Source organism: Litoreibacter sp. GN1-5 (assembly GCF_055693805.1).
Window position 1 is genome coordinate 3,427,750 of the sequence record NZ_JBVFUP010000001.1, and the last position, 26,254, is coordinate 3,454,003.

Annotated in this window: 30 protein-coding genes and 1 pseudogene; 12 read left to right on the plus strand and 19 right to left on the minus strand. The window is 53.1% G+C overall.

The window, feature by feature from the left end:
- Positions 1-16: 16 nt before the first annotated feature.
- From ACZ1HF_RS17190 to ACZ1HF_RS17235, 10 genes are all read right to left on the minus strand, one after another.
- Positions 17-2,209: a 3-hydroxyacyl-CoA dehydrogenase NAD-binding domain-containing protein gene (locus ACZ1HF_RS17190; RefSeq protein WP_472658655.1), complete on the minus strand. Its 2,193-nt coding sequence runs from the start codon at positions 2,207-2,209 to the stop codon at positions 17-19.
- Complete coding sequence (locus tag ACZ1HF_RS17195) at positions 2,206-2,481, minus strand: cupin domain-containing protein (protein WP_472658656.1); 276 nt, start codon at positions 2,479-2,481, stop codon at positions 2,206-2,208. Before ACZ1HF_RS17195 ends, ACZ1HF_RS17190 begins: the two co-directional genes overlap by 4 nt.
- Positions 2,478-2,678: a hypothetical protein gene (locus ACZ1HF_RS17200; protein WP_472658657.1), complete on the minus strand. Its 201-nt coding sequence runs from the start codon at positions 2,676-2,678 to the stop codon at positions 2,478-2,480. Before ACZ1HF_RS17200 ends, ACZ1HF_RS17195 begins: the two co-directional genes overlap by 4 nt.
- Entirely contained in the window at positions 2,678-3,151 is a 474-nt protein-coding gene (locus ACZ1HF_RS17205) for a cupin domain-containing protein (protein WP_472658658.1), read from the minus strand. Before ACZ1HF_RS17205 ends, ACZ1HF_RS17200 begins: the two co-directional genes overlap by 1 nt.
- Positions 3,151-4,362, minus strand: a complete 1,212-nt coding sequence (locus ACZ1HF_RS17210; RefSeq protein ID WP_472658659.1) for an acetyl-CoA C-acetyltransferase — start codon at positions 4,360-4,362, stop codon at positions 3,151-3,153. The genes ACZ1HF_RS17205 and ACZ1HF_RS17210 overlap by 1 nt, the downstream gene beginning before the upstream one ends.
- Positions 4,355-4,699, minus strand: coding sequence for a hypothetical protein (locus ACZ1HF_RS17215; RefSeq protein WP_472658660.1), 345 nt, complete (start codon positions 4,697-4,699; stop codon positions 4,355-4,357). Before ACZ1HF_RS17215 ends, ACZ1HF_RS17210 begins: the two co-directional genes overlap by 8 nt.
- Complete coding sequence (locus ACZ1HF_RS17220; protein ID WP_472658661.1) at positions 4,696-5,325, minus strand: glutathione S-transferase family protein; 630 nt, start codon at positions 5,323-5,325, stop codon at positions 4,696-4,698. Before ACZ1HF_RS17220 ends, ACZ1HF_RS17215 begins: the two co-directional genes overlap by 4 nt.
- 105 nt (positions 5,326-5,430) lie before the next feature.
- A complete protein-coding gene (locus ACZ1HF_RS17225) occupies positions 5,431-5,898 on the minus strand; it encodes a GFA family protein (RefSeq protein WP_472658662.1) in 468 nt (155 codons plus the stop codon).
- A gap of 79 nt (positions 5,899-5,977) precedes the next feature.
- Positions 5,978-7,756 carry an acyl-CoA dehydrogenase C-terminal domain-containing protein gene (locus ACZ1HF_RS17230; protein ID WP_472658663.1) on the minus strand — a complete coding sequence of 593 codons (1,779 nt, stop codon included), beginning with the start codon at positions 7,754-7,756 and terminating at the stop codon, positions 5,978-5,980.
- 37 nt (positions 7,757-7,793) lie between these two features.
- Positions 7,794-8,192, minus strand: a complete 399-nt coding sequence (locus tag ACZ1HF_RS17235) for a MerR family transcriptional regulator (RefSeq protein ID WP_472658664.1) — start codon at positions 8,190-8,192, stop codon at positions 7,794-7,796.
- A 564-nt stretch (positions 8,193-8,756) separates the two neighbouring features.
- Here ACZ1HF_RS17235 and tnpA point away from each other — a divergent pair.
- From tnpA to ACZ1HF_RS17250, 3 genes are all read left to right on the plus strand, one after another.
- Positions 8,757-9,176, plus strand: a complete 420-nt coding sequence (gene tnpA, locus ACZ1HF_RS17240) for an IS200/IS605 family transposase (protein ID WP_472658665.1) — start codon at positions 8,757-8,759, stop codon at positions 9,174-9,176.
- 64 nt (positions 9,177-9,240) lie between these two features.
- Positions 9,241-9,993 carry a transferrin-binding protein-like solute binding protein gene (locus ACZ1HF_RS17245; protein ID WP_472658666.1) on the plus strand — a complete coding sequence of 251 codons (753 nt, stop codon included), beginning with the start codon at positions 9,241-9,243 and terminating at the stop codon, positions 9,991-9,993.
- Between the two features lie 10 nt (positions 9,994-10,003).
- Positions 10,004-11,284 carry a surface lipoprotein assembly modifier gene (locus ACZ1HF_RS17250; protein ID WP_472658667.1) on the plus strand — a complete coding sequence of 427 codons (1,281 nt, stop codon included), beginning with the start codon at positions 10,004-10,006 and terminating at the stop codon, positions 11,282-11,284.
- Here ACZ1HF_RS17250 and ACZ1HF_RS17255 read toward each other — a convergent pair.
- Positions 11,281-11,650 (minus strand): annotated as a pseudogene (locus ACZ1HF_RS17255) (MerR family transcriptional regulator). The gene ACZ1HF_RS17250 and the pseudogene ACZ1HF_RS17255 overlap by 4 nt on opposite strands.
- 142 nt (positions 11,651-11,792) lie before the next feature.
- Here ACZ1HF_RS17255 and ACZ1HF_RS17260 point away from each other — a divergent pair.
- The 3 genes from ACZ1HF_RS17260 to ACZ1HF_RS17270 are packed head-to-tail and all read left to right on the plus strand — an operon-like array spanning position 11,793 to position 14,033.
- A complete protein-coding gene (locus ACZ1HF_RS17260; RefSeq protein ID WP_472658668.1) occupies positions 11,793-12,221 on the plus strand; it encodes a PaaI family thioesterase in 429 nt (142 codons plus the stop codon).
- On the plus strand, positions 12,218-12,727 hold the full coding sequence (locus tag ACZ1HF_RS17265) for a PaaI family thioesterase (protein ID WP_472658669.1): 510 nt from the start codon (positions 12,218-12,220) through the stop codon (positions 12,725-12,727). Before ACZ1HF_RS17260 ends, ACZ1HF_RS17265 begins: the two co-directional genes overlap by 4 nt.
- The gene (locus tag ACZ1HF_RS17270; RefSeq protein ID WP_472658670.1) at positions 12,720-14,033 is read left to right on the plus strand and encodes an MATE family efflux transporter; all 1,314 of its coding nucleotides are present in this window, start codon (positions 12,720-12,722) and stop codon (positions 14,031-14,033) included. Before ACZ1HF_RS17265 ends, ACZ1HF_RS17270 begins: the two co-directional genes overlap by 8 nt.
- A gap of 41 nt (positions 14,034-14,074) precedes the next feature.
- Here ACZ1HF_RS17270 and ACZ1HF_RS17275 read toward each other — a convergent pair whose 3' ends face one another.
- Together ACZ1HF_RS17275 and ACZ1HF_RS17280 are read right to left on the minus strand one after the other, a co-directional pair.
- On the minus strand, positions 14,075-15,133 hold the full coding sequence (locus ACZ1HF_RS17275) for a quinone-dependent dihydroorotate dehydrogenase (protein WP_472658671.1): 1,059 nt from the start codon (positions 15,131-15,133) through the stop codon (positions 14,075-14,077).
- Entirely contained in the window at positions 15,130-15,468 is a 339-nt protein-coding gene (locus ACZ1HF_RS17280; protein WP_472658672.1) for a DUF952 domain-containing protein, read from the minus strand. The genes ACZ1HF_RS17275 and ACZ1HF_RS17280 overlap by 4 nt, the downstream gene beginning before the upstream one ends.
- 141 nt (positions 15,469-15,609) lie before the next feature.
- Between ACZ1HF_RS17280 and ACZ1HF_RS17285 the strand changes: the two genes are divergently transcribed.
- Positions 15,610-17,187, plus strand: coding sequence for a bifunctional metallophosphatase/5'-nucleotidase (locus ACZ1HF_RS17285; protein WP_472658673.1), 1,578 nt, complete (start codon positions 15,610-15,612; stop codon positions 17,185-17,187).
- A gap of 162 nt (positions 17,188-17,349) precedes the next feature.
- Here ACZ1HF_RS17285 and ACZ1HF_RS17290 read toward each other — a convergent pair whose 3' ends face one another.
- The 4 genes from ACZ1HF_RS17290 to ACZ1HF_RS17305 all read right to left on the minus strand — a co-directional run bounded on the left by ACZ1HF_RS17290 (position 17,350) and on the right by ACZ1HF_RS17305 (position 20,291).
- Positions 17,350-17,742 carry a hypothetical protein gene (locus ACZ1HF_RS17290; RefSeq protein ID WP_472658674.1) on the minus strand — a complete coding sequence of 131 codons (393 nt, stop codon included), beginning with the start codon at positions 17,740-17,742 and terminating at the stop codon, positions 17,350-17,352.
- Positions 17,743-17,912: 170 nt separating this feature from the next.
- Complete coding sequence (locus ACZ1HF_RS17295) at positions 17,913-19,004, minus strand: mandelate racemase/muconate lactonizing enzyme family protein (RefSeq protein ID WP_472658675.1); 1,092 nt, start codon at positions 19,002-19,004, stop codon at positions 17,913-17,915.
- A gap of 19 nt (positions 19,005-19,023) precedes the next feature.
- Positions 19,024-19,818 carry a tryptophan synthase subunit alpha gene (trpA, locus tag ACZ1HF_RS17300; RefSeq protein ID WP_472658676.1) on the minus strand — a complete coding sequence of 265 codons (795 nt, stop codon included), beginning with the start codon at positions 19,816-19,818 and terminating at the stop codon, positions 19,024-19,026.
- A 53-nt stretch (positions 19,819-19,871) separates the two neighbouring features.
- A complete protein-coding gene (locus ACZ1HF_RS17305; RefSeq protein ID WP_472658677.1) occupies positions 19,872-20,291 on the minus strand; it encodes a VOC family protein in 420 nt (139 codons plus the stop codon).
- A gap of 98 nt (positions 20,292-20,389) precedes the next feature.
- On the opposite strand from ACZ1HF_RS17305, the gene ychF reads away from it, so the two are divergent.
- The gene (gene ychF / locus ACZ1HF_RS17310) at positions 20,390-21,487 is read left to right on the plus strand and encodes a redox-regulated ATPase YchF (RefSeq protein WP_472658678.1); all 1,098 of its coding nucleotides are present in this window, start codon (positions 20,390-20,392) and stop codon (positions 21,485-21,487) included.
- Between the two features lie 99 nt (positions 21,488-21,586).
- Positions 21,587-21,946, plus strand: a complete 360-nt coding sequence (locus tag ACZ1HF_RS17315) for a hypothetical protein (RefSeq protein ID WP_472658679.1) — start codon at positions 21,587-21,589, stop codon at positions 21,944-21,946.
- 432 nt (positions 21,947-22,378) lie between these two features.
- Here the strand turns inward: ACZ1HF_RS17315 and mdh are convergent, their stop codons facing one another.
- On the minus strand, positions 22,379-23,341 hold the full coding sequence (gene mdh / locus ACZ1HF_RS17320) for a malate dehydrogenase (RefSeq protein ID WP_472658680.1): 963 nt from the start codon (positions 23,339-23,341) through the stop codon (positions 22,379-22,381).
- Positions 23,342-23,506: 165 nt separating this feature from the next.
- Between mdh and ACZ1HF_RS17325 the strand changes: the two genes are divergently transcribed.
- Positions 23,507-24,259, plus strand: coding sequence for a sulfite exporter TauE/SafE family protein (locus ACZ1HF_RS17325; protein WP_472658681.1), 753 nt, complete (start codon positions 23,507-23,509; stop codon positions 24,257-24,259).
- On the opposite strand, the gene ACZ1HF_RS17330 is transcribed toward ACZ1HF_RS17325, so the two are convergent.
- Positions 24,256-24,603 carry a hypothetical protein gene (locus tag ACZ1HF_RS17330; protein WP_472658682.1) on the minus strand — a complete coding sequence of 116 codons (348 nt, stop codon included), beginning with the start codon at positions 24,601-24,603 and terminating at the stop codon, positions 24,256-24,258. The genes ACZ1HF_RS17325 and ACZ1HF_RS17330 overlap by 4 nt on opposite strands.
- Before the next feature lie 209 nt (positions 24,604-24,812).
- Here ACZ1HF_RS17330 and ACZ1HF_RS17335 point away from each other — a divergent pair, with 209 nt between their 5' ends.
- On the plus strand, positions 24,813-25,688 hold the full coding sequence (locus ACZ1HF_RS17335; protein WP_472658683.1) for an HpcH/HpaI aldolase/citrate lyase family protein: 876 nt from the start codon (positions 24,813-24,815) through the stop codon (positions 25,686-25,688).
- Entirely contained in the window at positions 25,685-26,254 is a 570-nt protein-coding gene (locus ACZ1HF_RS17340; protein WP_472658684.1) for an NnrU family protein, read from the plus strand. Before ACZ1HF_RS17335 ends, ACZ1HF_RS17340 begins: the two co-directional genes overlap by 4 nt.

Consider the following 26,254-nt stretch of genomic DNA (forward strand, 5'->3'; position numbering starts at 1 on the left):
CGCGCCGCCTTCCAGATCAAGCAGCTTTGGCTGGATCAAAGCGTCCGTAGAATGTCTGGTTCTTCGCGGCCATCTCTTGCAAGAGCGCCGGTGCTTCGAACCGCTTCCCATGTTTTTCCGCCAAAGCATTTGTGGTTTCTGCTGCCCAAGGGGTACCAACCATATCAAGCCAACTTAGCGGCCCGCCAGACCATGGCGCAAAGCCCCAGCCCAGTATTGCGCCGACATCGCCTTCACGAATGTCCATCAGCACATCTTCTTCGATCGCGCGCACAGCCTCTAGCACTTGCGCGAACAGCAGGCGGTTCTGAACCTCGTGAAGTTCGGGTTGTTCTGCGGCTGTGGGATATTTCGCAGCAAGCCCGTCCCATAGGAGTTGGCGTTTTCCCTTATCGTCGTAGTCATAAAAGCCTGCGTTGGATTTGCGTCCCAAGCGGCCTTCATCGGCCATCCAGAACAACACTTCATCTATTGCGCCGTCCGGGTAGGCATCGCCCATTGCAGCCTTCGTGGCTTTCGCAATCTTTACGCCCAGATCAATCGAAGTTTCATCGACCAGTTGTAGCGGGCCAAGGGGCATACCGATCAGCTTGGCTGCGTTCTCGATCAATGCAGGGGCGACGCCCTCTTTGACCATACGTATGCCTTCGTTGATATAAGGGATGATGCAGCGGTTGGCATAGAAGAACCGCGCATCATTGACCACGATAGGGGTTTTCTTGATCTGGCGCACATAATCCAGCGCTTTGGCCACCGCACGGTCGCCGGTTTGCTGACCCTTGATGATCTCGACCAGCATCATCTTATCGACGGGCGAGAAGAAGTGAATGCCTATGAAATCACTGCTATCCTTGGAAGCTTTGGCAAGCTCTGTGATCGGCAGGGTTGAGGTATTGGTGGCAAAAATGCAGTCAGGGCCGGTGACTGCCTGTACTTTCTTTGTAACCTCGGCCTTGACGCCCACATCTTCGAACACCGCCTCGACGATTAGATCGCAGCCTTTCAGCGCGTCGTAATCGGTCGTGGCGTTGATCAGGCCAAGCACCTGCTCTTTCTTTTCTTCGGTCGCTTTCTTCCGGGCGATGCCTTTATCCATGTAATCGGCTGTATAGCTTTTGCCCTTATCAGCAGCGTCTTGTTTAGCGTCGATCAACACGACCTCGATCCCTGCAAGGGCTGAGATAAGCGCAATCCCCGCGCCCATCATGCCAGCGCCGATAACGCCAACTTTTTGCACCTTCTGGTCAGGCACGTCAGGGCGTACCGCACCTTTTTCCAACGCTTCCTTGTTGATGAAGAGCGAGCGGATCATATTTGCAGAGGATGGGTTCATCAGAACATTCGTGAACCAGCGCGTCTCGATCTTCAGGGCTGTGTCAAATGGCACCATCGCGCCTTCATACACGGAAGACAGCAGAGCCTTGGCGGCAGGATAGACACCCTTGGTCTTGCCGTTGACCATAGCTGATGCACCGACGAACGTCATGAAGCCCGCAGGATGATAGGGTGCGCCGCCAGGCATCTTGTAGCCCTTTTCGTCCCAAGGCTTGACGATGGAAGGTTCAGACAGAACCCATTCCTTGGCCTTTGCCAGAAGTTCATCGGCAGGGACCACTTCGTCCACGATGCCAGCCATCTTGGCTTTCTTCGGATCGTTCAGCTTACCTTCCAACAACAACGGAGAGGCCGCCATGGCACCCATCTTGCGTACCAGCCGAGTTGTGCCGCCCATGCCGGGGAAAATGCCCACCATGATTTCAGGCAGTCCGATCTTGGCTTTTGGGTTGTCAGCGGCAAAGATGCGATGGCAGGCAAGCGGAATTTCAAGGCCGATCCCAAGCGCTGTGCCTTGCATGGCGCAGGCAATCGGCTTACCGCCCTTATTCTTGTCATCCATGCCGCCGCGCTCGATCTTGCGCAGGATTGCGTGGGTTGCCATGATGCCATCAAACAGACCGCGGGCAGGGTCATCGCCTGCACTTTCTTTCATCTTCGCAATAATGTTCAGGTCCATGCCGCCGGCAAAACTATCGGGTTTGCCAGAGGTTAGGATCACGCCTTTCACGGCATCATCGGCAAGCGCCTTATCGATCAGCGCATCCAGATCGATAAACCCTTGTTCGTTCATCACGTTCATGGATTTGCCAACCGTGTCCCATGTGATGGTGGCAACGCCATCAGCGTCAACTGCATATGAAAAATCGGTCATGTGTTCCTCCTTACGGGATAGTCTGAGCCGTCTTCGCGCGTATAACGTCGCGCCGAGCCGTGTTTGTAAGTGACCAAATCATGGTCGGTGTAATGAATAATGTCAGTCTGGTTGCGGGTGCCGATCGTAAGATAGATTGCGTCCTGATCACTGCGGTTTTCAATGCAATGACCGATTGGAGAACCGGCTGGCCAACAGGCGGCATCACCTTGGCGCAGAACGGTTTCTGTGTCCTCGATCAGTACGGCTTCGCCTGACAACATGTAGATCATTTCGTCTTCGGTTTCATGCCAGTGCCGATATGAAGATCGGGCACGGGGTGCAATACCTCGATATGCGCACCGAACTGTGTCAGCCCACCGGCCTCCCCGATGATGCTGTAAGAGTAATCACCGTTGCCGGACCCCAGAACCGGATGGGCTGGATCCTTCTCAAGCGTCAAAGGGGGCAGCAGGTCGACCTTTGGCATTACTCTGTCGCCTCGCCAAAGGGTGTTCCGTCCTTGCGTGTGAACGTGTAGGTGCCGTTTGCCACTTTCACCATCATATCAAGATCGCTGTAATACCCCGTTTCGGTGGGTGTATGGGTGCCGATAACCAGAAAGCTGGCGCTGGTATCTGTTTTGTTGACCAGATGGTGCCCGTTTGGATCACCTGCCGGAAAGGCGGCACAGTCACCAGTTTTCAGCTCTGTCTCGCCAGTATCATCAATCAGGGTACAGGTGCCGCTTGTGACAACCAGAAACTCATCCTGCTTTTCATGCCAATGGCGCAACGAGGACAGCGCACCTGGGGCGAGTGTGACCAGATTGGCCCCGAACTGGGTGATACCGCCCGCGTCCCCCAAGCGCTGTTGGGAGCGGCCTTCCATTTTGGCCGCTTCAGATGCCGGATAGGACGAGCCGGTCCTGACCGGCACATTTGCTATATCGATTTTTGGCATTAGACGCGCTCGATGATTGTGGCGGCGCCCATGCCTGACGCGATGCACAGTGTGGCAAGGCCAAGCTCTTTGTCAGACCGTTCCATTTCATCCAGCAATGTGCCGATTATCATGGCGCCAGTCGCGCCCAGCGGGTGGCCCATGGCGATGGAGCCACCATTCACGTTGACCTTGCTATGATCCACGTCAAAAGCCTGCATGAAGCGCAACACGACAGAGGCGAAAGCCTCATTCACTTCGAACAGATCAATGTCCTTAATATCCATGCCATTATCGGCCATGATCTTTCGTGTCACTGGCACGGGCCCGGTCAGCATGATCGTAGGATCAGTGCCGATTTTCGCTGTGGCCTTGATCCGGGCGCGCGCTTTCAGGCCATGCTTCTCGCCGAACTCTTTTGACCCGATCAACAGGGCAGCAGAGCCGTCAACGATGCCGGATGAATTGCCAGCATGGTGGATGTGGTTGATCTTCTCAAGGTGTGGGTATTTCATAAGCGCCACGGCGTCGAAACCGGGCATGACCTCCCCCATTTGTTGAAAAGAGGCGTTGAGCGCGCCAAGCGCCTGCATATCTGTGCCGGGGCGCATGTATTCGTCATGATCCAGAATAGGCAGGCCGTTTTGATCCCGAATTGTCACGACGGATTTATCGAAGCGGCTGTCGTCCCAAGCTGCCTTGGCGCGTTTCTGGCTTTCAACGGCCAGCGCGTCAGCGTCGTCACGGGAAAACCCGTATTCTGTGGCGATGATGTCTGCGCTGATCCCTTGTGGGACAAAATAAGTCTCCATCGCGACGCTTGGGTCCACAGCAATCGCCGCCCCGTCAGAACCCATGGCAACGCGCCCCATCATCTCGACCCCGCCCGCGATATAGGCATCACCTGCGCCGCCTTTGACCTGATTGGCCGCAAGGTTCACAGCTTCCATGCCCGATGCGCAGAAGCGATTGATGGCAAGGCCGGGAATGCTTTCATCAAGATCAGAGGCCAGAACGGCGGTACGGGCAAGGCAGCCGCCTTGCTCACCAACTTGGGTGACATTGCCCCAGATCACGTCTTCGACCGCATGGCCGTCCAGATTGTTACGCTCTTTCATGGCGTTCAGTATTTGCGCAGACAGGCGCACAGATGTGACTTCGTGCAGGCTACCATCTTTGCGGCCTTTACCGCGTGGGGACCGGACGGCGTCGTAGATATAGGCTTCAGCCATTGGGGAGTTCCTCCATCAGATTAAGGACGCCCATCCAGGTGATGACACTGGCAACCAGTGCACCAACCCCAAGGGGCAATTTATATTGAGCCAGCGATGAAAACGCTGTGCTGAATTTCGCAGTGCGCGCCATCAAGACAGCAGCGCCAGCTAATGCGGGCAGAACAAGGCCCAAACCGTAGGTGCCTGCCATCAGCAACATACCAAAGGCGCACCAGCCCGAGAACATTGCAACGGCGCTGCCGAATTTGTCATCAGGCGCACCATCCTCTGCCCTGATCAGCGCAAGGGTCAGCCCGCAAAGCACCATGCCGATGAGAAAGGCGGCAAGGATCATTTCGACAACGCCCGTGGCATCAGATCATAGGGATGCTTCCAGCCCGGCGTCTCGCTGATCCGCGTCAACCACGCGTCGATATTGGGCCAGTCCGCCCGGTTGAACCCGAATGGTTCCTCGTAAAACAGGTATCCGCAGCAGGCGATATCGGCCATGGTGATGCGGTCGCCCACCAGCCAGTCTTTGTTCGCCAATTCATCGTTCAGCACTGTGTAAGCGGCTTTAAGACGACCTTGCAGGAAGGCTATGACGTCTGGGTTTCGCTTTTCTTCGGGCAGGAAATTCATCAGGAACCGCACCGTGCCCGCGTTTGAGCTGAGTTTGTGATTGTCCCACAGCACCCAACGCATGATCTCGCGCCGTTCATTGGCACTTTGCCCACCCAGTTTGCCGGATTTGGAGCTGACATAATCCTGAATCGCACCCGATTGGCTTAGCGTTAGATCGCCGTCGACCATAACCGGTACTTCGCCCATTGGGTTGATGGTTTTGAAAGCGTCGCTGCGGGCCTCACCTTTGAAGAAGTCGACAAAGACAGGTTCCCAGTCGACCTCGGCCAGTTGCAGGGTCAGGGCCGCCTTGTAGGAATTGCCGCTTTCGCCGAAGCAATAAAGTTTGATGGACATGTCAGGCCTCTGTGTTGGGTGAATGTGAAAGTCTTATCGAATAAAGGCCGATATCTTGCCAATGCTGTGATGGGCAGGCCAATCACGCTCGTGCAAGGATGCATTTTAATCGGCATGTGCACGTTCTTCTAGGGACTGATTGGATTGAACAGTTTCTGCTTCGGTAAAGAAAGTCTCCTGATCTGGAATTTCTGAAAGCGTCGAGAGCCATGTGACGCGTGTCTCGACCCCATGGTTCGCGACAGGTTCAAATGTGGTGTCAGGGTCAAGTGTACCCGCCATTAGTTCCACACTTTTACGGGTGATACCACGATAGAAAACAGGTGTTCCGCAGCGCGGGCAAAATCCGCGCTCGGCGATGTTAGAAGACAGGTATCTTGTAATCGCTCCAGTAAAGCGGACAGCCTCATTCGCGACCTCGATCAAAGGTGCAAACGCATTGCCGGTCGCGCGTTGGCACATGCGGCAATGGCACACGGACGCCTTTGCCGGACCTTCATTCACCGTGTAGCGCACTGCGCCGCACTGGCAGCCGCCAGAGAAAGCCTCGTGATGGGTCGATATGTCGGACAAGTTGTCCTCCCGATCATGGCCCGATCTTTTGCCGGCCCTTGAGGATCGCGGCCCGTGTTAAGAGGGCCGCGACAAATCTTTAGAAATTCGCCGCATCCAGTGCCATCACCGTGTCCGCACCTGTTTCAATTCGGGACAGGTGCATCGCGGTGGCAGGCAGTTGACGGGCCATATAGTAACGACCGGTCGCGATTTTTGCCTCGTAGAATTCTGTGTCAGAGGCACCCGCTTCAAGCGCGTCCATCGCAGCTTTGCCCATTCTTGCCCACATCAGGCCAAGGCAGACATGACCAAACATATGCATAAAATCATAAGACCCGGCCAGTGCGTTGTTCGGGTTCTTCATACCGTTCTGCATGAAATACATACCCGCTGCTTGCAAATCTTTTGACGCTGCTTTCAAGGGGTCAAGGAAGGCCTTGTCATAGTCTTCATTACCAGCGTTTTCCTTGATAAAACTTTTCACCATATCGAAAAATGCCATGACATGCTTGCCGCCATCCTGCGCCAGCTTGCGCCCGACAAGATCCAGCGCTTGTACGCCATTGGCACCCTCGTAGATCATTGCGATCCTGGCGTCGCGTGCGAATTGGGACATGCCCCATTCCTCGATATAGCCGTGTCCGCCATAGACTTGCTGAGCATTGATAGCGTTTTCAAAGCCCTTATCGGTCAGGAAACCTTTGATAACGGGTGTCAGCAGCGAAATCAGGCCTTCCGCATCATCGTCATGCGAACGAACGTGCCGGTCAATCAGATGTGCGCCCCAGAAGGTGAAGGCGCGGGCGCCTTCGACGAAGGATTTCTGGTCCATCAGATTGCGGCGAATGTCCGGATGCACGATCAATGGGTCAGCGGGGCCATCAGGGTTTTTCACGCCGGTCACGTCACGGCCTTGCAAGCGGTCATTCGCATAGGCCAGCGCGTTCTCATAGGCGACCACCGCCTGTGCATAACCTTGCAGACCAACGCCCAAGCGTGCCTCATTCATCATGGTGAACATGGCGCGCATACCTTTGTGCTCAGTCCCAATAAGATAGCCAGTCGCCTCGTCGTAGTTCATCACACAAGTCGAATTGCCGTGGATGCCCATCTTTTCCTCGATTTTGCCGACCGAGACGCCATTGCGAGCTCCAAGGGAGCCGTCGTCGTTGACCAGAAACTTAGGCACGATGAACAGGGACACGCCCTTAATGCCCTCTGGTCCGCCCGGTATCTTGGCCAACACCAGATGAATGATGTTTTCGGCCATGTCATGATCGCCGGCTGAGATGAATATCTTCTGGCCCGTTATCTTGAAAGTACCGTCGTCTTGCGGTTCTGCCTTGGTGCGCATCATGCCCAGATCGGTGCCCGCATGAGGCTCTGTCAGGTTCATGGTGCCGGTCCATTCACATGTGACCATCTTTGGCAGGTATTTCTGCTTCTGTTCGTCCGAGCCATGGGCGTGGATCGCAGAATAGGCCCCGTGGGTCAGGCCCTGATACATATTGAACGCCATGTTGGCTGAAACGAACATTTCCCCCACGGCGGTGCCCATCAGGTAGGGCATACCTTGACCGCCATATTCAGGATCACAATCAAGGGCTGTCCAGCCGCCTTCTTTCATTTGCTCGAACGCAGCTTTGAACCCTGTTGGCGTGCGGACCACGCCGTTTTCCAGCACACAGCCCTCGGTGTCGCCAACTGTGTTCAAAGGTTGCAGCACTTCGGAAGAAATTTTGCCAGCTTCCTCCAATATTGCGCTTGTAAAGTCCGGGTCCAACTCATCATATCCGGGGATATTCTGTTCAGTGGCTTTCAGAACGTCATGCAAAATGAATTGCATATCTTTGGTCGGTGCTGTGTAGCTTGGCATTTCTGCCCTCCCCCTAGAATGTCGTTTATGTTGATATTTAGCCAGCCGCCCTTTGTGGGCCAAGAGAGGCAAGCATTTTCTCGCCCCACCGCATCTGCTCTTGCAGGTCAGCGATGGCTTCGTTCAATTCGTCGCGTTGGCGGATCATGTCGCTCAGACGTTCACGGGCCAGTTCGTAAGTCCGGGCAAATTGCGTTGCTTGCTGGTCGCCCAAGTCATACATATCCAGAAGCTGACGAATATCTTCCAGCGAGAAACCGAAGCGTTTGCCCCGCAAAATCAATTTCAACCGTGCCCGGTCGCGCCGTGTGAACAGCCGCTTTTGTCCTTCGCGGATCGGAAAGAGTAATTCCTTGGATTCATAGAACCGCAAAGTCCTTGGTGTGACACCGTATGCTTCACACATCTCGCGTATGGTCATGATTTCCTCAGTCATAGAGCTGTCCTCCGTGATGAATTCCCGGTGGACATGAGAAAGTTGAGATTAGCTTACAAGCATTCTTGACGTTAACGTAAATGTAACGTGGCGTCAGAACCAAGTTGACGTAATGTCAGGCAACGTCACCCGCACGCATGCGCAATTTTATGACTTTCCAAAGCGCTTTGAGGCGGCGGCGAAGGTGCTTTTGGATAGGGACATTTGCGCCTGTAGTATTTTTCCTGCACTTTAGTTATACATCTTGCAGTATTCGGTTAATTTTCTTGGCATCTTGCGCTGACTCACGTAAATCAGTCCTATAAGGATTTGGGGGTCGTCAGAAAATCGAGGAAGAGTACGAAAATGAAATTATCAAACAAAAAACTAACAACAAGTCTATCACTAGTTTCTATCGCGGTATTGTCCGCATGTGGCGGCGGCGGTGGCGATTTCGCTTTAATTTCCAATTCTTAGGTTTAAATCCACCGGCTTTCAGCCGGTTCGCTTCAGCTAAATCCTGATGACCCTTCTCCCTGTTTTTGGCTCGCCCTTGGGTGAAAGCCAAAAACAGGGAGAAGGGTCATGGCCTATTATACTGGCAGTCATACCAAATTCTATCACCGATATCATATTGTTTGGGTGACCAAATATCGGTTCAAGGTGTTGAAGGGCGACATGCGGTTGCGCCTGCGCGAGATCATCTACCAGACTTGCGCTGAGATGGGGGTCGATATCGAGAAAGGTGTGCTGTCGAGCGATCACGTGCATATGTTTGTATCGATCCCGCCGCATCTGGCGTTGTCGACGGTGATGCAGCGGATCAAGGGCCGCTCGTCGCGCAAAATCCAGATGGAATTTCCGGACTTGCGAAAGCGATACTGGGGCAGGCGGTTTTGGGCCCGTGGATATTTTTCGACCACCTCGGGCAATGTGACCGACGATGTCATACTTAAGTATCTGGAGCTTCACTCCAAACGGAAACCTACCGGCATAAGCCGGTAGTGGTTTAATCGGCGGTGTCGGAAGACCCGATCCAGTTACGACACCTGCCGGCACGGCGGAGCGTTTGGATAGCACTGCTACAACGACAAGCGCGTTGGGTGGAAAGACCATTCAAGCAACAAATACCGATTTAGCCGTCAGAGACGTATCAGGTTCACTAAACCACGGCACTGGTCGCGCGGTTGTAAGTGACGGCACATATTCATTAGCCGATGAGGATGGGTTTAATGCGGCAGGGCAGATCTCAGACGCGGGCTCTACAATAGGCACAACTGGTTCCGTTCTGACAGGTGGAAGCTACGAATATGTGGCTGTATATGGGCAAGAATACAATGTTGGTGGTACGGACTATGCTACAATTGGGGTTGTTGGGACCGTAACAAATTCAGCTGATGTCCCCACAACCGGTTCTGCCACATATACAGGTGATGCCGACGTAATAGTTGTACAACAAGTCTTTGGTGGAAGTCCGACCACCACCAATCTGAATAATGGTGTAAGCACTGTGGATGCTGACTTTGGCAATGGAACTGTCGATGTAACCCTAGATAGGTTTGCTACTGTCTCAGGCGGTACAGCCCCGATTGATACGGTTTCGGCGACTGGAATGACAATTTCCGGTAACTCGTTCACTGGCGGTACTTTTGCAACGACGAATGGCGGCGCAGCGGTAGATATCACCGGAAGCTCTACACAAACAACGGTAGCTGGTAATTTCTTCGGTTTAGATGGCGCATCTGTCCCTGATGAAGTCGGAGGCGTTGTTTTGTCAGAAGGCAATAGTGGTGCAATTGTTGGCACATTTATTGCTGACTAAGCATTGCAGGATGCTAAATAAGCTCGTCTCAGCGTTCCCGGTTCTCTTATGGATCGGGAGCTTTGGAATTGCGGGTACTGGGTTTGCCCAATCCGATGCTGTTTCTATCGCGCGCCTTATCAATCAAGGACAGCTTGAAGCCGCACAGGCAAAACTGGAACAATCAAACCCGTCCCCAGAGGACCGGTTATTTTTTCAAGGCCTTGTCCAAAAGGCGACGGGTAATTTTCCACAAGCTATCGCAACATTTCGGGAAGTGTTGCGCAGGGACCCTCAATACATAAACGCCAAACGGGAACTGGCGCATACACTTCTGCTGGCACGCAACTACGATGTCGCAGAATTCCATTTCAAGGAATTGCTGGAAATCGATCGTAACGAGGTCAACAGAAACGGGTATCGGGGTTTCCTCAACGTCATTGATCAGAATAAACCTGTTGGGATCAGCGGATATTTTTCCTTGCTGCCATCGACAAATATTAACCGGGCCACGACTAATACGGATTTCGTCACTGGGGTTGGTACTTTCAGACCCAATGAACAGCCAGACTCTGGTATTGGGGTTCAGATTGGCGTTTCCGGATATTTTCGCCACCTTTTGACACCACAAAGCCGCGTTGTTCTAAATTGGGGCCTTGTTGGCAGTGATTACAAAAGCGATCTCTACGATAGCGCCACCGGATCATTATCCTTGTCTTACGAGAAAGCTTTTGCAAAAGGCAGTTGGTCCATTGGCCCATATTTTCGCAGAACCTGGCGTTCTGATACAAATGATAATGAGGCGACCGGTTTAAAGTTTACGTTAAGCCGCAGGGTTTCTGCTAAAAACCAACTTGGCTTTTCCATAAATTACGAAGACCGAACCTATCCATTCCGAAGCACCAGCAATGGCGAGTTTATCTCTGCCAATATTAACTTGCGGCATCAAATCAACCCAAGCCTGTCTGTGAGCGGGGGTGTTGCGGTTGATCGCAGCACGCCGCAGGCACCCTTTTTGCAATATAGTGGTTACACCTTATTCGCAGGCGTCTCGAAAGCCTGGGACGGCGGCTTGCAAACAAGCGCGGGTCTTAATTTCGGAAAGCGTGATTTCGTTGGCGACTTCCCGTTGACAACGAGTCCGAGGGAAGATGACTTTTATGGTATCAACTTCAGCGTTCAGAATTCTCGGATAAACTATTCTGGCTTCACACCGCGATTGAACTGTTCCTACACGAAGAACAAATCAAATATCGGGCTCTTTGACTATGATGTCACGGAATGTGGTGCCACATTGTCGAAGAATTTCTAAAGGTTCTTCGCCACCTGATCCCGCAGGGCCTTCAGCTCGTCTATTGCCTCGTCAATCTGGGCCTTGCGGCTGTTGAGTTCTTCTAACTGGCCATCGGCAAGCGTGATCCATGCCTCCATCTGTGTGCGATTCTCAGGGTCTTTATCGTAAAGCTCCAGCCATTGGCGGATGTCTTCCAGCGAAAACCCGAATTTGCGACCGCGCATGATCAATTTCATCCGTGCAATATCACGAGCGTGATAATATCGGCTGCGCCCATCACGTTCAGGCTGTAACAGCTCAATATATTCGTAGTAACGCAATGTGCGCGGCGTGACATCGAGATCTTGCACACATCTCTTTAAAGGTCAGTCGTGTCTCAGTCATATGAGCAACTTAGTTCTTTCTAAGAGTCCCCACTTTGCCCAATACGTAGCCATTTTCCTAGCCCCCAATCTGAGCATTTGGTTTTCGGGGTTGCGAGAGGTGGTAAAGCCCACAATAACATAAGGCAGTAAAAGGACAGAAAATGCCTCCCGCAGATCGCACCAAGATTGCCCGTCAGTTTATCGAAGCCATTCCACATTCCAAAGCTTTGGGGATGGAGCTGGAAGAGATTGGCGAGGGTCGGGCAATTATTTCAATGGACTATGATGCGCGGTTGATCGGGGATCCGAAAACAGGGGTGATCCACGGCGGAGCGATTTCGGCTTTGATGGATACATGCGGCGGAGCTGCGGTTATGAGCCATCCGGACGCACCTATGGGTACTGCCACTATTGATCTGCGCATCGATTACATGCGCTCTGCGGTTCCAGGGCAACGTATCCGTGCTGAAGCGACGTGTTATCATGTGACGCGTGCTGTGGCGTTCGTGCGGGCAAGCGCTTTGGATGATGACAAAACCAATCCCATTGCGGCGGCAACAGGTGCGTTTACATTCGAGCGTGCGAAATGAGCCCCCGTCGTCCCCCTGAACCTGTGCAGGTTGTTAAGAGGCGACGTGATGCAGCCCTGACCCGGCTGGTCGAAGGTGTGCCTTACATCCAGTTCCTCGGTATCCAATTTGATCGCCGCGGGGATGAGCTGACGGCGATCCTGCCGTTCAAGGATGAACTGATCGGCAACCCGCTTTTGCCTGCTTTGCATGGCGGGGCCACAGCGGCATTTCTGGAGGTCGCGGCGATTGTGGAATTGACCTGGTCCACGCTTTGGCACGAGATGGAGCAAGGCGCTGTGCCCAACGATGCCACCCCACAACGAATGCCAAAAACCATAGATTTCACTGTGGATTACCTGCGTTCGGGGCTGCCGCGCGATGCGTATGCGCGCGCGCGGGTGAACAGGTCGGGGCGGCGCTATGCCTCAGTGCATGTCGAAGCATGGCAGGACAACCGATCCCGCCTGTTTGCACAAGCCACGGGGCATTTCCTGATGCCGGTCTCTGACGCCAAGGATGGCTGAAGCAATCACTCACCGCCGTGTGCTGAAAATCGCGCTGCCAATTGTTCTATCTAATGCCACAGTGCCAATCCTTGGTGCGGTGGATGTAGGTGTGATTGGTCAATTAGGTGAGGCTGCCCCGATTGGCGCTGTCGCCATGGGCGCGATCATACTGACCACGATTTACTGGACCTTTGGTTTCCTACGTATGGGAACGGTCGGGATGGTTGGTCAGGCGGAAGGTGCCGGTGACGGGGCTGAGGTTTCCGCACTTTTGACCCGCGCGCTTTTGATTGCTGGGGCAGGGGGCCTGCTACTATTCATCCTGCAACCTTTGCTTTTCTGGGGGGCATTGGCCTTATCGCCTGCGACACCTGAGGTTGAAGGGCTTGCCCGGACCTACCTGAGCATACGAATCTGGTCTGCGCCGTTTGCTATTGCTGTTTTCGCGCTAACTGGCTGGTTGGTCGCGATGGAAAAAACATCCGGTGTTTTCTGGATTCAGCTGATCATGAACGGTCTGAACATCGCGCTTGATTTCCTGTTTGTACTCGGGCTTGGCTGGGGCGTAGAGGGCGTCGCGATTGCAACGGTTATTGCCGAGATCACCGGTGCAGGGATCGGCCTTTACCTCTGCCGCGCTGCGTTTGCGCGGCCTGACTGGCGCGATTGGGCGCGTGTCTTTGACCGGGCGAAGCTGATCGCCATGATGCTGGTCAATCTCGACATTCTGATCCGCTCTGCGCTTCTGATGACGATATTTACGTCGTTTGTCTTTCTTGGCGCAGGCTTCGGGGATGTCACGCTTGCTGCGAACGAAGTTCTGGTCCAGTTCATGTATATTACCGCCTATGCGATGGATGGATTTGCCTTCGCCGCCGAGACCCTGATTGCGCGGGCTTATGGACAAAAAGACCGTGCCGGAGTGCGCCGTAGCGCGCTGGTCACATCTTTCTGGGGTGCGATGGTTTGTGTCGGAATGGCCCTGTTTTTCGCCCTGATCGGTCCATGGCTGATTGACGTTATGGCCAAATCCGTTGAGGTGCGCGCAGAGGCGCGTATCTATTTATGGTGGATGGTTTTGGCGCCGATCGCTGGCTGCGCTGCATGGATGTTGGATGGAATATTCATTGGCGCAACACGTGGTCGCGACATGCGTAACATGATGATTTTGTCTTTCCTGATCTACATCGTAGCGCTTTTACTGCTGCTGCCAGTCCTTGGTAACCATGGCTTATGGTTGGCATTGGTGATTTCCTTTATCGCCAGAGGTATAACGCTTGGCTGGCGCTATCCAGCGTTGGAAGCTTCAGCGCAGGCAAAATAACACTTTGGGTCTTCAAGCCCAGGATTGCATAGCAATGCAGATCAGAGCCAGTCCTGGCGTTTCGATCCTGTGGCCTCAGAGATTGTTTTGAATCCATCGCGGACAAGCAGATCATCAAGGCCGTTGGCGATCCGTGTAACAAGCGACAGGCCACCATAGACCATGCCGGTATATAGCTGGACGGCACAGGCCCCTGCACAAATTTTGGCATAGGCTTGCTCAGCAGACGCAACGCCGCCAACCCCGATCAGAGGCAACTGTCCATCTGTCAGGTGTGACAATGTGGCAAGAACTCGGGTGGACCTCTCAAAGAGCGGTTGCCCGGACAGCCCGCCTGCCTGATCCTTATGGGGGCTGTGCAGCCCCTCGCGCGACAGGGTTGTGTTGGTTGCGATGATTGCGTCAAGCTTTGTTTCCAGTGCAACCTCGACAATTTCAGCCAGTTCAGCGTCGGTCAGGTCGGGGGCGATTTTCAGAAAGACCGGGATAGGCGTTTGTAAAGTATCCCGCGCAGCCATCACACCTGTCAAAAGCGATGACAGCGCAGCCTTGCCCTGCAGGTCGCGCAGTTTTTCCGTATTTGGGGATGAGACGTTGACCGTCGCAAAACCCACATGCGCGCCACAATGATGTATGACTTTCGCAAAATCCTCGGCCCGGTCCGAGCTATCTTTGTTAGCCCCAAGGTTTAGGCCGACAGGTATGCTGTGGCGCTGCTTTGACAGGCGATCTGCAATGATCTCCATCCCGTCATTGTTGAAGCCAAAGCGGTTGATGGCGGCCTGATCCTTGGTCAGACGAAACAAGCGAGGCTTTGGGTTGCCTGGCTGCGGGCGCGGGGTTGCAGCCCCAACCTCCAGAAAGCCGAAACCGGCTTTTTGCAATGCGTCCACCGCTTCGGCGTTCTTGTCAAAGCCTGCCGCAAGCCCAACGGGGTTGGGTAAGGCGAGGCCGGAAAGCGTTGTTTGCAATCGAGGCGAGGTTGCGGGGCCGGGCAGGGACGCGAGCCCTGCATTCAGCGCTTTGAGCGATAGGCCATGGGCAGTTTCGGGATCAAGGGCGCGCAGTGCACGCAGACCAAACTGCTCGATCAAGCTCATGGTATTTCGTTTGGAAAGATATGTGCCGAGCCGTTCCATGGCAAAGCGCATGATCCATTGACCTCGGGTAAATCCCAAGGCCTGTAGAGATGTGGAAAGTCCGCGCCACCGCGCGACTTTTCCCACTTCAACGCATCGCTAAACCTGTCAGCATTGATCCAGACAAGTACAAGATCATCTTGACCCGCGAAATGCTTGGCCGCAGTCTCGCGCAATTGGCTGGCAGTCGAGAAATGAATGAACCCGTCTGCGATATCGATGGGCGCACCGGCGAACTGGCCTTTTGCCTGAAAGTCTGCCCATTGGTCGGCAGTCATGATTTTGTAAATCAACATGCGCGTCACATGCCCGTTGGTTTCTTATTGGTCAAGGCGCTGTCTGGTGTAAAATGACGCAAGGGCAGGCATTTTACGGCTTTGACTCTGCCATGTCTTGTCGTCAATCATTATGTATCAATCCAATGGGGGATATTCCAAATGCTTACTCGATTTCTAACGTCTGTTGCTGTGCTTGCTGCGACGACAAGCCTTGCCAGCGCTGACTATTCGCTGACGATCCTGCACACCAATGATTTCCACGCCCGGTTCGAGCCGATCAGTAAATATGATTCCGGCTGCGCCCCCGAGGATAATGATGCAGGCGAATGCTTTGGCGGGACGGCGCGTCTGGTCACTGCAGTAGAGGACGCCCGCAAGCGGTCCAATAATGCGATTCTTGTGGATGGTGGCGACCAGTTCCAAGGCACGTTATTCTATACTTATTACAAGGGCAAAGTCGCAGCTGAGATGATGAACAAGCTCGGTTATGATGCGATGACTGTCGGCAATCACGAATTTGATGATGGCCCCGAGGTGCTACGCGGCTTCATGGATGCAGTTGAGTTTCCAGTGCTGATGTCGAATGCGGACGTCTCTGGCGAACCTGCATTGGCTGACGTTTTGATGAAATCAACCATTATCGAACGCGGTGGCGAAAAGCTGGGCCTGATTGGCTTGACGCCACAGGATACGCCCGACCTTGCCAGCCCCGGTAAGAACATCATTTTCACCGATCCATCAGATGCTGTTCAGGGTGAAGTTGAAAAGCTAACCGCCGATGGTGTGAACAAAATTATTGTGCTGTCCCACTCAGGCTTTGAGGTGGACAAAGACGTTGCTGCCAACACCACCGGTGTGGATGTTATTGTCGGCGGCCATTCCAACACGCTGTTGTCCAACACTCAGGAAGGTGCGGTCGATATCTACCCCGTGATGATCGGTGAGACAGCCATTGTGCAGGCCTATGCCTACGGCAAATTTCTGGGGGAGCTGAACGTTACATTTGATGACGGTGGTAAGATCACTGAAGCCAAGGGTGAACCATTGATCATGGATGGGACCGTGGGCGAAGATGATGCAACAAAAACCCGTATTGGGGAGCTTGCCGGCCCGCTTGAAGAAATCCGCAACAAGGTGGTCGCTGAAGCGGCTGAAGCGATTGAGGGTGATCGGTCCGTCTGTCGTGTTCAGGAATGTCCTATGGGTAATCTGGTGGCTGACGCCATGCTGGCCCGTGTTGCGGATCAAGGTGTAACGATTGCCTTCGCCAATTCTGGTGGTATTCGATCTTCGATCGACGCTGGCGAAGTGACGATGGGCGAAGTGCTGACAGTGCTTCCGTTCCAGAACACTCTGTCCACCTTCCAGGCCAAAGGTCAGACGTTGATTGATGCGCTAGAGAATGGCGTAAGCCAGGTGGAAGAGGTCAAAGGCCGGTTTCCGCAAGTGGCCGGGCTGAAGTTTACTTGGGACCCGTCTGTGGGTCCGAACGAAGGCCGCGTGCAAGAGGTCATGGTGGCCGAGGGCGATGCGTTCGCCCCGATTGATCCTGAGAAGGTCTATTCGGTCGTAACCAACAATTTTGTGCGCAACGGTGGCGATGGGTTTGCGATGTTCGCAAGCGACGGCATGAATGCTTATGATTTTGGCCCTGATGTGGCTGACGTGCTGGCTGAGTATCTGGCAGGTCAAGGTCCTTATGCGCCCTATACAGACGGTCGTATTACGCAAAAATAAGGAACTTTTTATAAGTTAGATGTTCTTCGCCCGAATGTTTTAGCGAAGAACATTACAACTTTCGAGAGTTACAAACCCAAACGGGCCCAGATGTGTTTCTACATCTGGGCCCGTTTTGAATAGTCACATGTCGGTTATGTGAAACTTGATGAGTTTAAAGCCTTAAGGCTGATAATAGCTTCTTATACAGTCTGGTACATTTAGATCAGCTGATTCCGCAGGTGGAGTATCAAACAAAACAGCAGCTTTTACCTCGCCATTACGTTCTGTTTTGATGCAAAATGACGATCCCGCAGCACCTGACACTGTTACCGGACCAGATAAACCATCTGGTGGAACGCTGGTTTGAAACTCTGAACCATCTTCATTATAAACAGTTCGCGATCCAAATGTTTCGTTCTTGAACACGATAGCTGATCCCGGGTCAGCAAAAATAAGCGGTGGGAAAATGTCACCGCCATCTCTCAAGTGCACTACTTGCTGAATCGTCTGAGCATATGCACCGCTCACTGATGCCGCAATCATGGCGGCTGCAATTAAAGTCATTTTGCGCATTCGAAAAATCCTCGCACAATACCATTATGTGGTACCCCTCGTACCACAATCTTTGACACTATTGCATCTGAAAATAGACATTTTTGTGGCGGTTTTATCTTAGGTATTCGGTAAAACCTTCTGATAAAGCGATATTGTACGAGAAATTGCGACAAAAACAGCCTTCACCGTCACAATATGCAAAATTCTTGCAACTTGGCCCAATCAAACTCCACACCGATTCCCGGCGTTTCTGGTGCAACGACAAGATGCTTCTCAGTTACAAGCGGTCTCAGTGTGTATCGATCTATTGGAAAGGAATGCACCTCCAACCAGCCTCCGTTGGGCTGGCCGGACACCAAGCTTACGTGAAGTTCCTGCATTCCATGAGAACAGACCGGTATGTTATGGGCCTTACAAAGCGTAGCGACTTGTAACCAGCCGGTAATGCCACCACAGTTAGACGCATCGGGTTGCAAATAACTTAGCTTTGATTGAGCGACCGCATATTCAAACTCATGCAGCGTATGCAGGTTTTCTCCCATCGCCAGTGGCATTCCGGTTGCCTCCGCAATTTTACCATAGCCGATATAGTCGTCAGGAATGATCGGCTCTTCGAACCATAGCAGGTCATAGGGCTTAAAAGCCTTGGCTGTAGCAATCGCTTGTTCGACACTCATCGAATAATTCGCATCTACCATGAAGCTGATATTGGGGCCGATCAGATCCCGCACGGCTTTGACCCGTTCTATGTCTTCCGCCAGACTTGGCTGACCAACCTTGATCTTCACGCCATTGAACCCGCGGTCCAGATAAGTTTGTACGCTGTCCAGAAGCTTGGGCAGGGGAAAGCCAAGGTCGATCCCACCACAATAGGCCTGGCATCTGTCCGAGGCGGCGCCCGCCATACGCCATAAGGGCTGGTCGAGAGCTTTGCCGCGCAAATCCCATAAGGCTATATCCACCGCCGAGATCGCAAATGACGCTACACCCCCTCGCGCCACGTAGTGCATATGCCATTGCATAGCGTCGTACAGGATCTCGACATTTGTGCCATCCCTATCGATCAGAAATGGGGCAAGGTCATCGCGTATCATCGCCAGAATGGCTGTGCCGCCTTTTCCGCCAGTATAAGTATAGCCTGTGCCTGTGCGCCCGTCTTCCAGCGTGACCGTTGCTGTGATCAGTTGAAAATGCGTGTGGTCGCCATGTTTGGCGTCAACCAAAACCTCGTCCAGAGGGATATTAAACAGTTGCGCATCGACAGAAGTTATCTTTGGCACATTTGCCTCTTTGGTTAGTTCAGTCCGCTCGATGTGCACCATCCGCCAGAGATTTGACGAAGGCAAGCACGTCCTGCGTGCTGCATCCTTCAGCAATCTTCTGCACGATAGCGGAACCGACAACGGTACCATCGGCAACGCCAGCAATAGCTTCAGCACTTTCAGGGGTTTTGACGCCGAAGCCAACGATGACAGGCAGGTCAGTTGAGGCTTTGATACGCGCCACTTCAGGAGCGACATCGGCGGCTTGTGCTTCGGCCGCACCGGTAATGCCGGTGATCGAGACGTAATAAACAAAGCCAGAGGTGTTTTGCAGAACTTTTGGAAGGCGCTTTTCATCAGTCGTTGGCGTTGCAAGACGGATGAAGTTAAGCCCTGCATTCTGGGCAGGAATACAAAGTTCTGCATCTTCTTCAGGGGGAAGATCCACGATGATGAGCCCGTCAATCCCGACTTCTTTTGCTTCAGCCAGAAACTTGTCTACCCCGTGAGAATAGATTGGATTGTAATAGCCCATCATCACAATGGGCGTGGTGTTGTCTTCGGCGCGAAAAGCACGCACGAAGGCAAAGAACTTGTCGAGCGTCATCCCGGCCTCAAGCGCGCGCTGTCCAGCAAGCTGGATTGTCGCTCCATCAGCCATCGGATCAGTGAAGGGCATGCCAAGCTCAATAATATCGACACCTGACGCAGGAAGGCCTTTTACGATTTCAAGCGAACGGGCCTCGTCCGGATCACCAGCCATAACGTAAGTGACAAAAGCCTTACGGCCCTCAGACCTAAGCCGCGTGAAAGTATCATCGATCCGTGTCATCTGCTGTCCTCAGTCAATCTGCCGGACGGGTTTGCACAGATTGCAGGGTGAAATCAATCTCCCTTCGGAGCTTCTTCGCAACCGACCATCCATTTGATCCCGAACCGATCGCGACAAGTGCCAAAACCAGCAGACCAGAAGGTGGGCTCAAAAGGCATCTCGGGCGTACCCTTGTCGCAGAGCTTATCGTAGACAACTTTTGCCTCAGCGGCCGTTGGATAATTCAGCATCAGGGATGCACCAGCTATTTCGGCAGAGTTCCCAAAAACATCGTCTGATCCCATCAACATCCCGTCTTTGGTCTTGAGGCTGCCATGTAGCACCCAGTTTTGCTTTTCGGGTGCGACTTGATCAGCCATCGGACTGTCGGCAACGCGCATCAGTTCCGGTGCGCCATCGCCGAACGTATCGGCATAGAAGTTCATCGCCTCTTCGCAATTCCCGGCAAAGAAAACATAAGGAACCGGTGACATGATATATTCTCCTTATTCGTGCGGTTTATGATAGCACACTTGCAGCCTGCCCGCAGAATGCTAGAAGCGGTGCGATTAATTTTTCGCAGGAGCGCCCTATGGGTTTTAAAATGGGTATCGTGGGGCTGCCGAATGTCGGCAAATCAACTCTGTTCAATGCGTTGACCCGCACAGCAGCGGCGCAGGCGGCGAATTTTCCCTTTTGCACGATAGAGCCAAATGTTGGCGAAGTCGCAGTTCCCGATGCGCGACTGGATGTGCTGGCGGACATTGCGGGCAGCAAACAAATTATTCCGGCGCGCATGACTTTTGTGGATATTGCAGGTCTTGTGAAAGGCGCGTCCAAGGGTGAGGGGCTGGGAAATCAATTCCTTGCCAACATCCGTGAAACGGATGCGATAGCCCATGTTTTGCGCTGTTTTGAAGATGGTGACGTTACCCATGTCGACGGGCGCGTGGACCCGATCGCCGATGCGGAGGTGATCGAAACCGAGCTGATGTTGGCTGATATGGAAAGCATTGAAAAGCGTCTGGTCAATATCGTGCGAAAGGTGCGTGGTGGCGATAAGGAGGCCATTCAGCAGGAAAGGTTGCTGCGCGCCGCTATGGGCGCGCTTGAAAACGGACGTCCGGCACGCACGGTCGAGATAGACGCTGACGATGTGAAGGCGTGGAAAACTCTGCAGCTTCTGACGACAAAGCCTATTTTATATGTTTGCAATGTTGATGAAAGCTCTGCTGCAGAAGGCAACTCTTTATCTGACCGCGTGGCCGATATGGCGGCGTCGCAAGGTGCTGCGCATGTCGTGATTTCGGCGCAGATCGAGGAAGAAATCGCCCAGCTTGAGGTTGACGAAGCTGCAATGTTTCTTGAGGAAATGGGCCTCGAAGAAGCTGGTCTCGACAGGTTGATACGGGCTGGTTACGCGTTGTTGCATCTGGAGACATATTTTACCGTTGGCCCCAAAGAAGCGCGGGCCTGGACAATCAAACAAGGCACTTCAGCACCGCAGGCGGCGGGGGTAATTCATGGCGATTTCGAGGAGGGCTTTATCCGCGCCGAGACGATTGCTTATGAAGACTATGTCGCATTGAAGGGTGAACAACCTGCCAAAGAAGCAGGCAAGATGCGTGCAGAGGGCAAAGGCTATATCGTCAAAGACGGTGACGTCCTGCATTTCCTGTTCAATACGTAATTTGGTTAACAAAAGATAAATGTACGGGGAAATCCCCGCTTTTTTCCCATAAAAGCCACGTTTCAGAATTCATATCTTTCCCAGTGAGGAGATATTCTGATGCGACATACCCATTCTTTTCCTGCCCAACTGGGCAACGCCTACATGGCACCCCACCCCGTTTTCGGGATTGATGGTCTTCGCTCTGGTCCTACGCTTGTCGCCACGGGTCCGCGGGCGCTTGTTGAGGCAGTTGCAGCGCGCCTTCAGGCTATCCCGAGCCTCGCCTATTTGCGCGGCTCACTGATGCTTTATGCTGAGGATGGGGGTGCGTTAAATATTGCCGATATGGATGATCTTCTGGACCTCAACACATCTGATCCTTCGGCGGCATATTGGCAAATTCTGGCGCGTGCAACGCGTTTGGGTATGATTCAGGGGCGTGGTGTTCCGACAGGCTGGCTGGCGCAAGCCGCTTGACTTCACCGTTCGGCGGTTAGCTCAAAATTGGCGACGTCCGCCCAGTCGCTGTAAACCGACAATACGCACATATGGCGTGCAATAAGATATTCACCGCTAGGGCTGACAATCGAAGGGACGCGCCCTACCGCGCCGAATTGCGCGTTTGGTCGACGGGAACTTCGGTCGCGTGCAAACCCTTTTACGTTCATTTCTATGATTGTCTGTTTATAAGCGGTCAGACGTTCCAGATAAATTCGGGCGCGTTTTTTCTTCAAACGGGCTGATCGTGTAGCTGGTGGTCAAACGAGACAGGGCTGTTTCGCAAGGCTCTGCAAGTACAACATATAATGATGCATCCTTACCACGCGTTTTGTAGGCGCAGTGCCAAACGGATAAGCAAAAAAGGCGCCGGTACAGTGGCGCCTTTTCTCTGTCTTTATACGGGATTATTTAAGCGAGGGAGCCGTCGATCTCTTTACACGCTTTTACCAGACCTTTGACCGCGTCCACGGATTTGTCGAACATCGTTTGTTCGTCCTTGGACAGCTTGATGTTGACCACGCGCTCAATGCCGTCTTTGCCAATCACGGTGGGTACGCCAACATAAAACCCGTTGAGCCCATAAGCGCCATCAACATAGGCCGCACACGGCAGAACGCGTTTCTGGTCTTTCAGGTAGCTCTCGGCCATCTGGATTGCGGACGTTGCGGGGGCATAGTAGGCAGATCCGTTGCCCAAAAGGCCTACGATCTCTGCTCCGCCATCGCGGGTGCGCTGCACGATTGCGTCAAGCTTTTCCTGACTTGTCCAACCCATGTCGACAAGATCAGGTAGAGGAATACCGGCAACGGTGGAATACCGTGTCAGCGGGACCATTGTGTCGCCATGCCCGCCCAGAACAAAGGCCGTTACATCTTTCATTGAGACGTCGAATTCCTCAGCAAGGAAATGGCGGAACCTGGCAGAGTCCAAAACACCTGCCATACCGCAGACTTTCGCATGGGGCAGGCCAGAGAATTCGCGCAGCGCCCAAACCATTGCGTCAAGCGGATTGGTGATGCAGATCACGAAGGCATCTGGCGCATTCGCGGCGATACCTTCGCCTACGGCTTTCATGACCTTGAGGTTGATCCCAAGAAGATCGTCGCGGCTCATCCCCGGTTTGCGTGGAACACCGGCGGTCACGATGCACACATCAGCGCCCGCGATATCAGCGTAATCCGTTGTCCCTTTCAGAGAAGCGTCAAAAGGACCTGCGGGTCCAGCTTCGGCGATATCAAGCGACTTACCTTGAGGGGTGCCGTCCGCAATGTCGAAAAGAACAACGTCGCCAAGTTCTTTCAGGGCAACAAGATGGGCGAGCGTGCCGCCGATTTGTCCGGCCCCGATAAGGGCGATTTTGGGTCTGGCCATGTGAAATGGTCCTTCGTGGTTGATACTGGGGGCGATGGGTAGACCTTTGAAAAGAGTCGCGCAAGCCTGCCCAAGCGACTGTGACCGGGGATTGCTGCCTATATTTTCACCGGTGTTTCGTTTTACCTGTTGATGCCCGGTGTGTTTTTGGGAACTGTCCCCGTCATGGAAACAGACCTGACCTTTTTCTTGCTCGCTGTGCCCGCTGTTATGATTGCGGGTATATCCAAAGGTGGCTTCGGTGGAGGTGCTGCCTTTGTGGCGACGCCGATTCTGGCTTTACAGTTAGAGCCAGCGCAAGCCATCGGCCTGATGCTACCGCTTCTGATGTTGGCAGACCTGACAACCCTAAAGCCCTATTGGCGGCAATGGGACATGCCGAATGTGAAGGTTTTGATGGGTGGCGGGCTGGTCGGTGTTGCTGTTGCCAGCCTTTTGTATCAGTTGGCAAATCCAGATATATTACGCGTTCTTATCGGGGCAATTTCCGTTGGCTTCGTACTGTATCAACTGTCGCGCGCGCGGGGTTGGTTGAAGATCGACGACAGACCATTTGATGCACGTATGGGGTTGTTTGCAGGTTGTGTTGCCGGGTTTACCAGCTTCATTAGCCATGCTGGTGGTCCGCCTGCGGCCATGTTTCTGCTGTCGCAAAAGATTGGCAAAACAACCTATCAAGCGACAACTGTGCTGGTATTCTGGGTGATCAACGGTGCGAAAGCCATTCCTTATGCGTTTCTGGGTATTTTTACATGGGATACGCTTCGCGCCGATTTGATGCTTGCCCCTGTGATGTTCATCGGCACGATGATCGGTGTCTATTTGCACAGGATTATGCCTGAGCGCCTGTTTTTTGGGGTTACATATGTGCTGTTGACGGGGGCAGGTAGTAAGTTACTGATTGATGGGCTGACCTAAAAGGTCAGGCCGCCTGATCTTGGCAGGACAGCACCACCAACATTTGCGGGCAACCCTTCATCAATTGCTTCATAGGCACGCCCGGCAGCCATAAGACAGGTCATTCCGTCGGGACGGGTCACGGTCATTGTCCAGCTTCCGGTTTCTTCAGAAGCAAACATCTCGATAATCCCTTGATCGGAGCTAAGCGCGATGGACCGGCGTGTTTCCCCAAAATCGCCGTTTAGGCGGTCCAAAACTTCCTGCCGGGCTGCGCATTGGTTGCGCTGCTGGGCCGCTGCCATGTCAATGGCAAAAACAAGAGCGACAAATCCAAATGAAAGTCCAAAAAGCTGCTGTTTCATATCGATGATCCCTTTGTCAGTGCTGTGGCTGCGATGGGATAAACTCTGCTCACAAGACGCAAAAATATGGTTAACCAAGCGTTCGGTGCTTCTGAGCTGCGGGAATTTTGAGATGAAGGTTGCAGATTTTCTGCGTTGCAGAAAACAGAGGTTGCAGCGGCTTTTCACATATGTTGGATAATAAAATAACAATCATGAGGTAAGATTCGATGGAAAAGTACGTGATGCCGTATCGTTCAGTTCTGTATATTCCGGGATCTAAAGCGCGGGCTTTGGAAAAAGCACAAAATCTGCCAGTCGATGCCATCATTTTCGATCTGGAAGATGCTGTTGCACCTGACGAGAAAGCATCAGCCCGTGATCTGCTCGCTGAAACCTTGCGCAGCACAGATTATGGGCAGCGTCGCCGGATTGTTCGGATCAACGGATTCGATACAAATTGGGGCGCTGCGGATTTTGAGGCATTTGCAGAAGTCGCTCCCGATGCCATCCTACTGCCTAAGGTAAACAAAGTGGCGGATGTTAAGGACGTCGCTGCCAAGCTGGACCAATTGCCTGTAGCTGCCGATACAAAAATATGGGCGATGATGGAAACTCCACGGGGCATTCTGAACGCTGCCGAGATTGCTGCCGCGCCGCGTATGGAAGGGTTTGTGTTGGGCACAAATGATCTGGCTAAAGATTTGGGCAGCCGCACCCATTCGACACGGGAACCACTGCTCTTGAGCCTTCAGATGTGTCTTTTGGCCGCGCGTGCCGAGGGGCTGGTCTGCGTGGATGGGGTCTATAATGCGTTCAAGGACGAAGACGGCTTGCGACGCGAATGCGAACAAGGCCGTGATATGGGTTTTGATGGAAAGACACTGATCCACCCCGCGCAGGTCGCTATAACAAATGAAATATTTGCCCCGTCTCCTGCTGAAATTGATCTGGCACAGCGTCAGATCGCGTCTTTTGAGGCCGCTGAGCGCGAAGGACAGGGCGTGGCCGTTGTCGATGGCAAAATCGTTGAAAACCTGCATGTCGTAACAGCGAAGCAAGTACTTGGAAAAGCGGATGCCATCGCAGCATTGGAGGCAGAATGATACTTTTGATCCTAGGGGTTCTGGAGTGGAGCGTTGTGCATTTTCTAAAACGGATTGCTCCGGGTTTGCGAGATACGATGACAAGCAAGATGGGCGAGGCCTCGAAAGGCGTAATAGCCTTGCTGCTGGTTATGTCGATCATGCTGATGGTCTTGGGCTATCGGCAGGCGGAATTCATTTATGTATGGTCGCCGCCGCCTTTCTTCACACATATCAACAATCTTCTCATGTTGATTGCTTTTTATGTTTTCGGTGCCAGTGCGGCTAAGGACGCAAAGGTCTGGCTCGGCACAAAACTGCGCCATCCTCAACTGACAGGCTTCAAAATTTGGGCGACGGCGCATTTGCTTGTAAATGGTGACGTAGCTTCGATCATTCTATTTGGCGGGCTGCTGATTTGGGCCGTTGTCGCAGTGATCATGATCAACCGGGCCGAGGGGCCATGGACGCCGCCGCCTCAGGCGCCGGCGAAAAAGGAAATCACTCTGGTTGTGGTCACGTTCGTTTTGTTCGCAATTGTTGCCCTGATCCACACATGGCTGGGCGTTTCACCTTTCGGAGCTTGA

Excerpts from the sequence above, each read along its gene's own strand:
- ACZ1HF_RS17270 (WP_472658670.1), top strand. The coding sequence starts at position 12,720 with ATGGCTGAAGCAATCACTCACCGCCGTGTGCTGAAAATCGCGCTGCCA.
- ACZ1HF_RS17195 (WP_472658656.1), bottom strand. The coding sequence starts at position 2,481 with ATGATCTACATGTTGTCAGGCGAAGCCGTACTGATCGAGGACACAGAA.
- mdh (WP_472658680.1), bottom strand. The coding sequence starts at position 23,341 with ATGGCCAGACCCAAAATCGCCCTTATCGGGGCCGGACAAATCGGCGGC.
- ACZ1HF_RS17330 (WP_472658682.1), bottom strand. The coding sequence starts at position 24,603 with ATGAAACAGCAGCTTTTTGGACTTTCATTTGGATTTGTCGCTCTTGTT.
- ACZ1HF_RS17235 (WP_472658664.1), bottom strand. The coding sequence starts at position 8,192 with ATGACTGAGGAAATCATGACCATACGCGAGATGTGTGAAGCATACGGT.
- ACZ1HF_RS17220 (WP_472658661.1), bottom strand. The coding sequence starts at position 5,325 with ATGTCCATCAAACTTTATTGCTTCGGCGAAAGCGGCAATTCCTACAAG.
- ACZ1HF_RS17285 (WP_472658673.1), top strand. The coding sequence starts at position 15,610 with ATGCTTACTCGATTTCTAACGTCTGTTGCTGTGCTTGCTGCGACGACA.
- ACZ1HF_RS17265 (WP_472658669.1), top strand. The coding sequence starts at position 12,218 with ATGAGCCCCCGTCGTCCCCCTGAACCTGTGCAGGTTGTTAAGAGGCGA.
- tnpA (WP_472658665.1), top strand. The coding sequence starts at position 8,757 with ATGGCCTATTATACTGGCAGTCATACCAAATTCTATCACCGATATCAT.
- ACZ1HF_RS17260 (WP_472658668.1), top strand. The coding sequence starts at position 11,793 with ATGCCTCCCGCAGATCGCACCAAGATTGCCCGTCAGTTTATCGAAGCC.
- trpA (WP_472658676.1), bottom strand. The coding sequence starts at position 19,818 with ATGACACGGATCGATGATACTTTCACGCGGCTTAGGTCTGAGGGCCGT.
- ACZ1HF_RS17215 (WP_472658660.1), bottom strand. The coding sequence starts at position 4,699 with ATGATCCTTGCCGCCTTTCTCATCGGCATGGTGCTTTGCGGGCTGACC.
- ACZ1HF_RS17250 (WP_472658667.1), top strand. The coding sequence starts at position 10,004 with ATGCTAAATAAGCTCGTCTCAGCGTTCCCGGTTCTCTTATGGATCGGG.
- ACZ1HF_RS17315 (WP_472658679.1), top strand. The coding sequence starts at position 21,587 with ATGCGACATACCCATTCTTTTCCTGCCCAACTGGGCAACGCCTACATG.
- ACZ1HF_RS17275 (WP_472658671.1), bottom strand. The coding sequence starts at position 15,133 with ATGAGCTTGATCGAGCAGTTTGGTCTGCGTGCACTGCGCGCCCTTGAT.
- ACZ1HF_RS17340 (WP_472658684.1), top strand. The coding sequence starts at position 25,685 with ATGATACTTTTGATCCTAGGGGTTCTGGAGTGGAGCGTTGTGCATTTT.
- ACZ1HF_RS17290 (WP_472658674.1), bottom strand. The coding sequence starts at position 17,742 with ATGCGCAAAATGACTTTAATTGCAGCCGCCATGATTGCGGCATCAGTG.
- ACZ1HF_RS17280 (WP_472658672.1), bottom strand. The coding sequence starts at position 15,468 with ATGTTGATTTACAAAATCATGACTGCCGACCAATGGGCAGACTTTCAG.
- ychF (WP_472658678.1), top strand. The coding sequence starts at position 20,390 with ATGGGTTTTAAAATGGGTATCGTGGGGCTGCCGAATGTCGGCAAATCA.
- ACZ1HF_RS17205 (WP_472658658.1), bottom strand. The coding sequence starts at position 3,151 with ATGCCAAAAATCGATATAGCAAATGTGCCGGTCAGGACCGGCTCGTCC.
- ACZ1HF_RS17305 (WP_472658677.1), bottom strand. The coding sequence starts at position 20,291 with ATGTCACCGGTTCCTTATGTTTTCTTTGCCGGGAATTGCGAAGAGGCG.
- ACZ1HF_RS17325 (WP_472658681.1), top strand. The coding sequence starts at position 23,507 with ATGGAAACAGACCTGACCTTTTTCTTGCTCGCTGTGCCCGCTGTTATG.
- ACZ1HF_RS17230 (WP_472658663.1), bottom strand. The coding sequence starts at position 7,756 with ATGCCAAGCTACACAGCACCGACCAAAGATATGCAATTCATTTTGCAT.
- ACZ1HF_RS17335 (WP_472658683.1), top strand. The coding sequence starts at position 24,813 with ATGGAAAAGTACGTGATGCCGTATCGTTCAGTTCTGTATATTCCGGGA.
- ACZ1HF_RS17190 (WP_472658655.1), bottom strand. The coding sequence starts at position 2,209 with ATGACCGATTTTTCATATGCAGTTGACGCTGATGGCGTTGCCACCATC.
- ACZ1HF_RS17200 (WP_472658657.1), bottom strand. The coding sequence starts at position 2,678 with ATGCCAAAGGTCGACCTGCTGCCCCCTTTGACGCTTGAGAAGGATCCA.
- ACZ1HF_RS17210 (WP_472658659.1), bottom strand. The coding sequence starts at position 4,362 with ATGGCTGAAGCCTATATCTACGACGCCGTCCGGTCCCCACGCGGTAAA.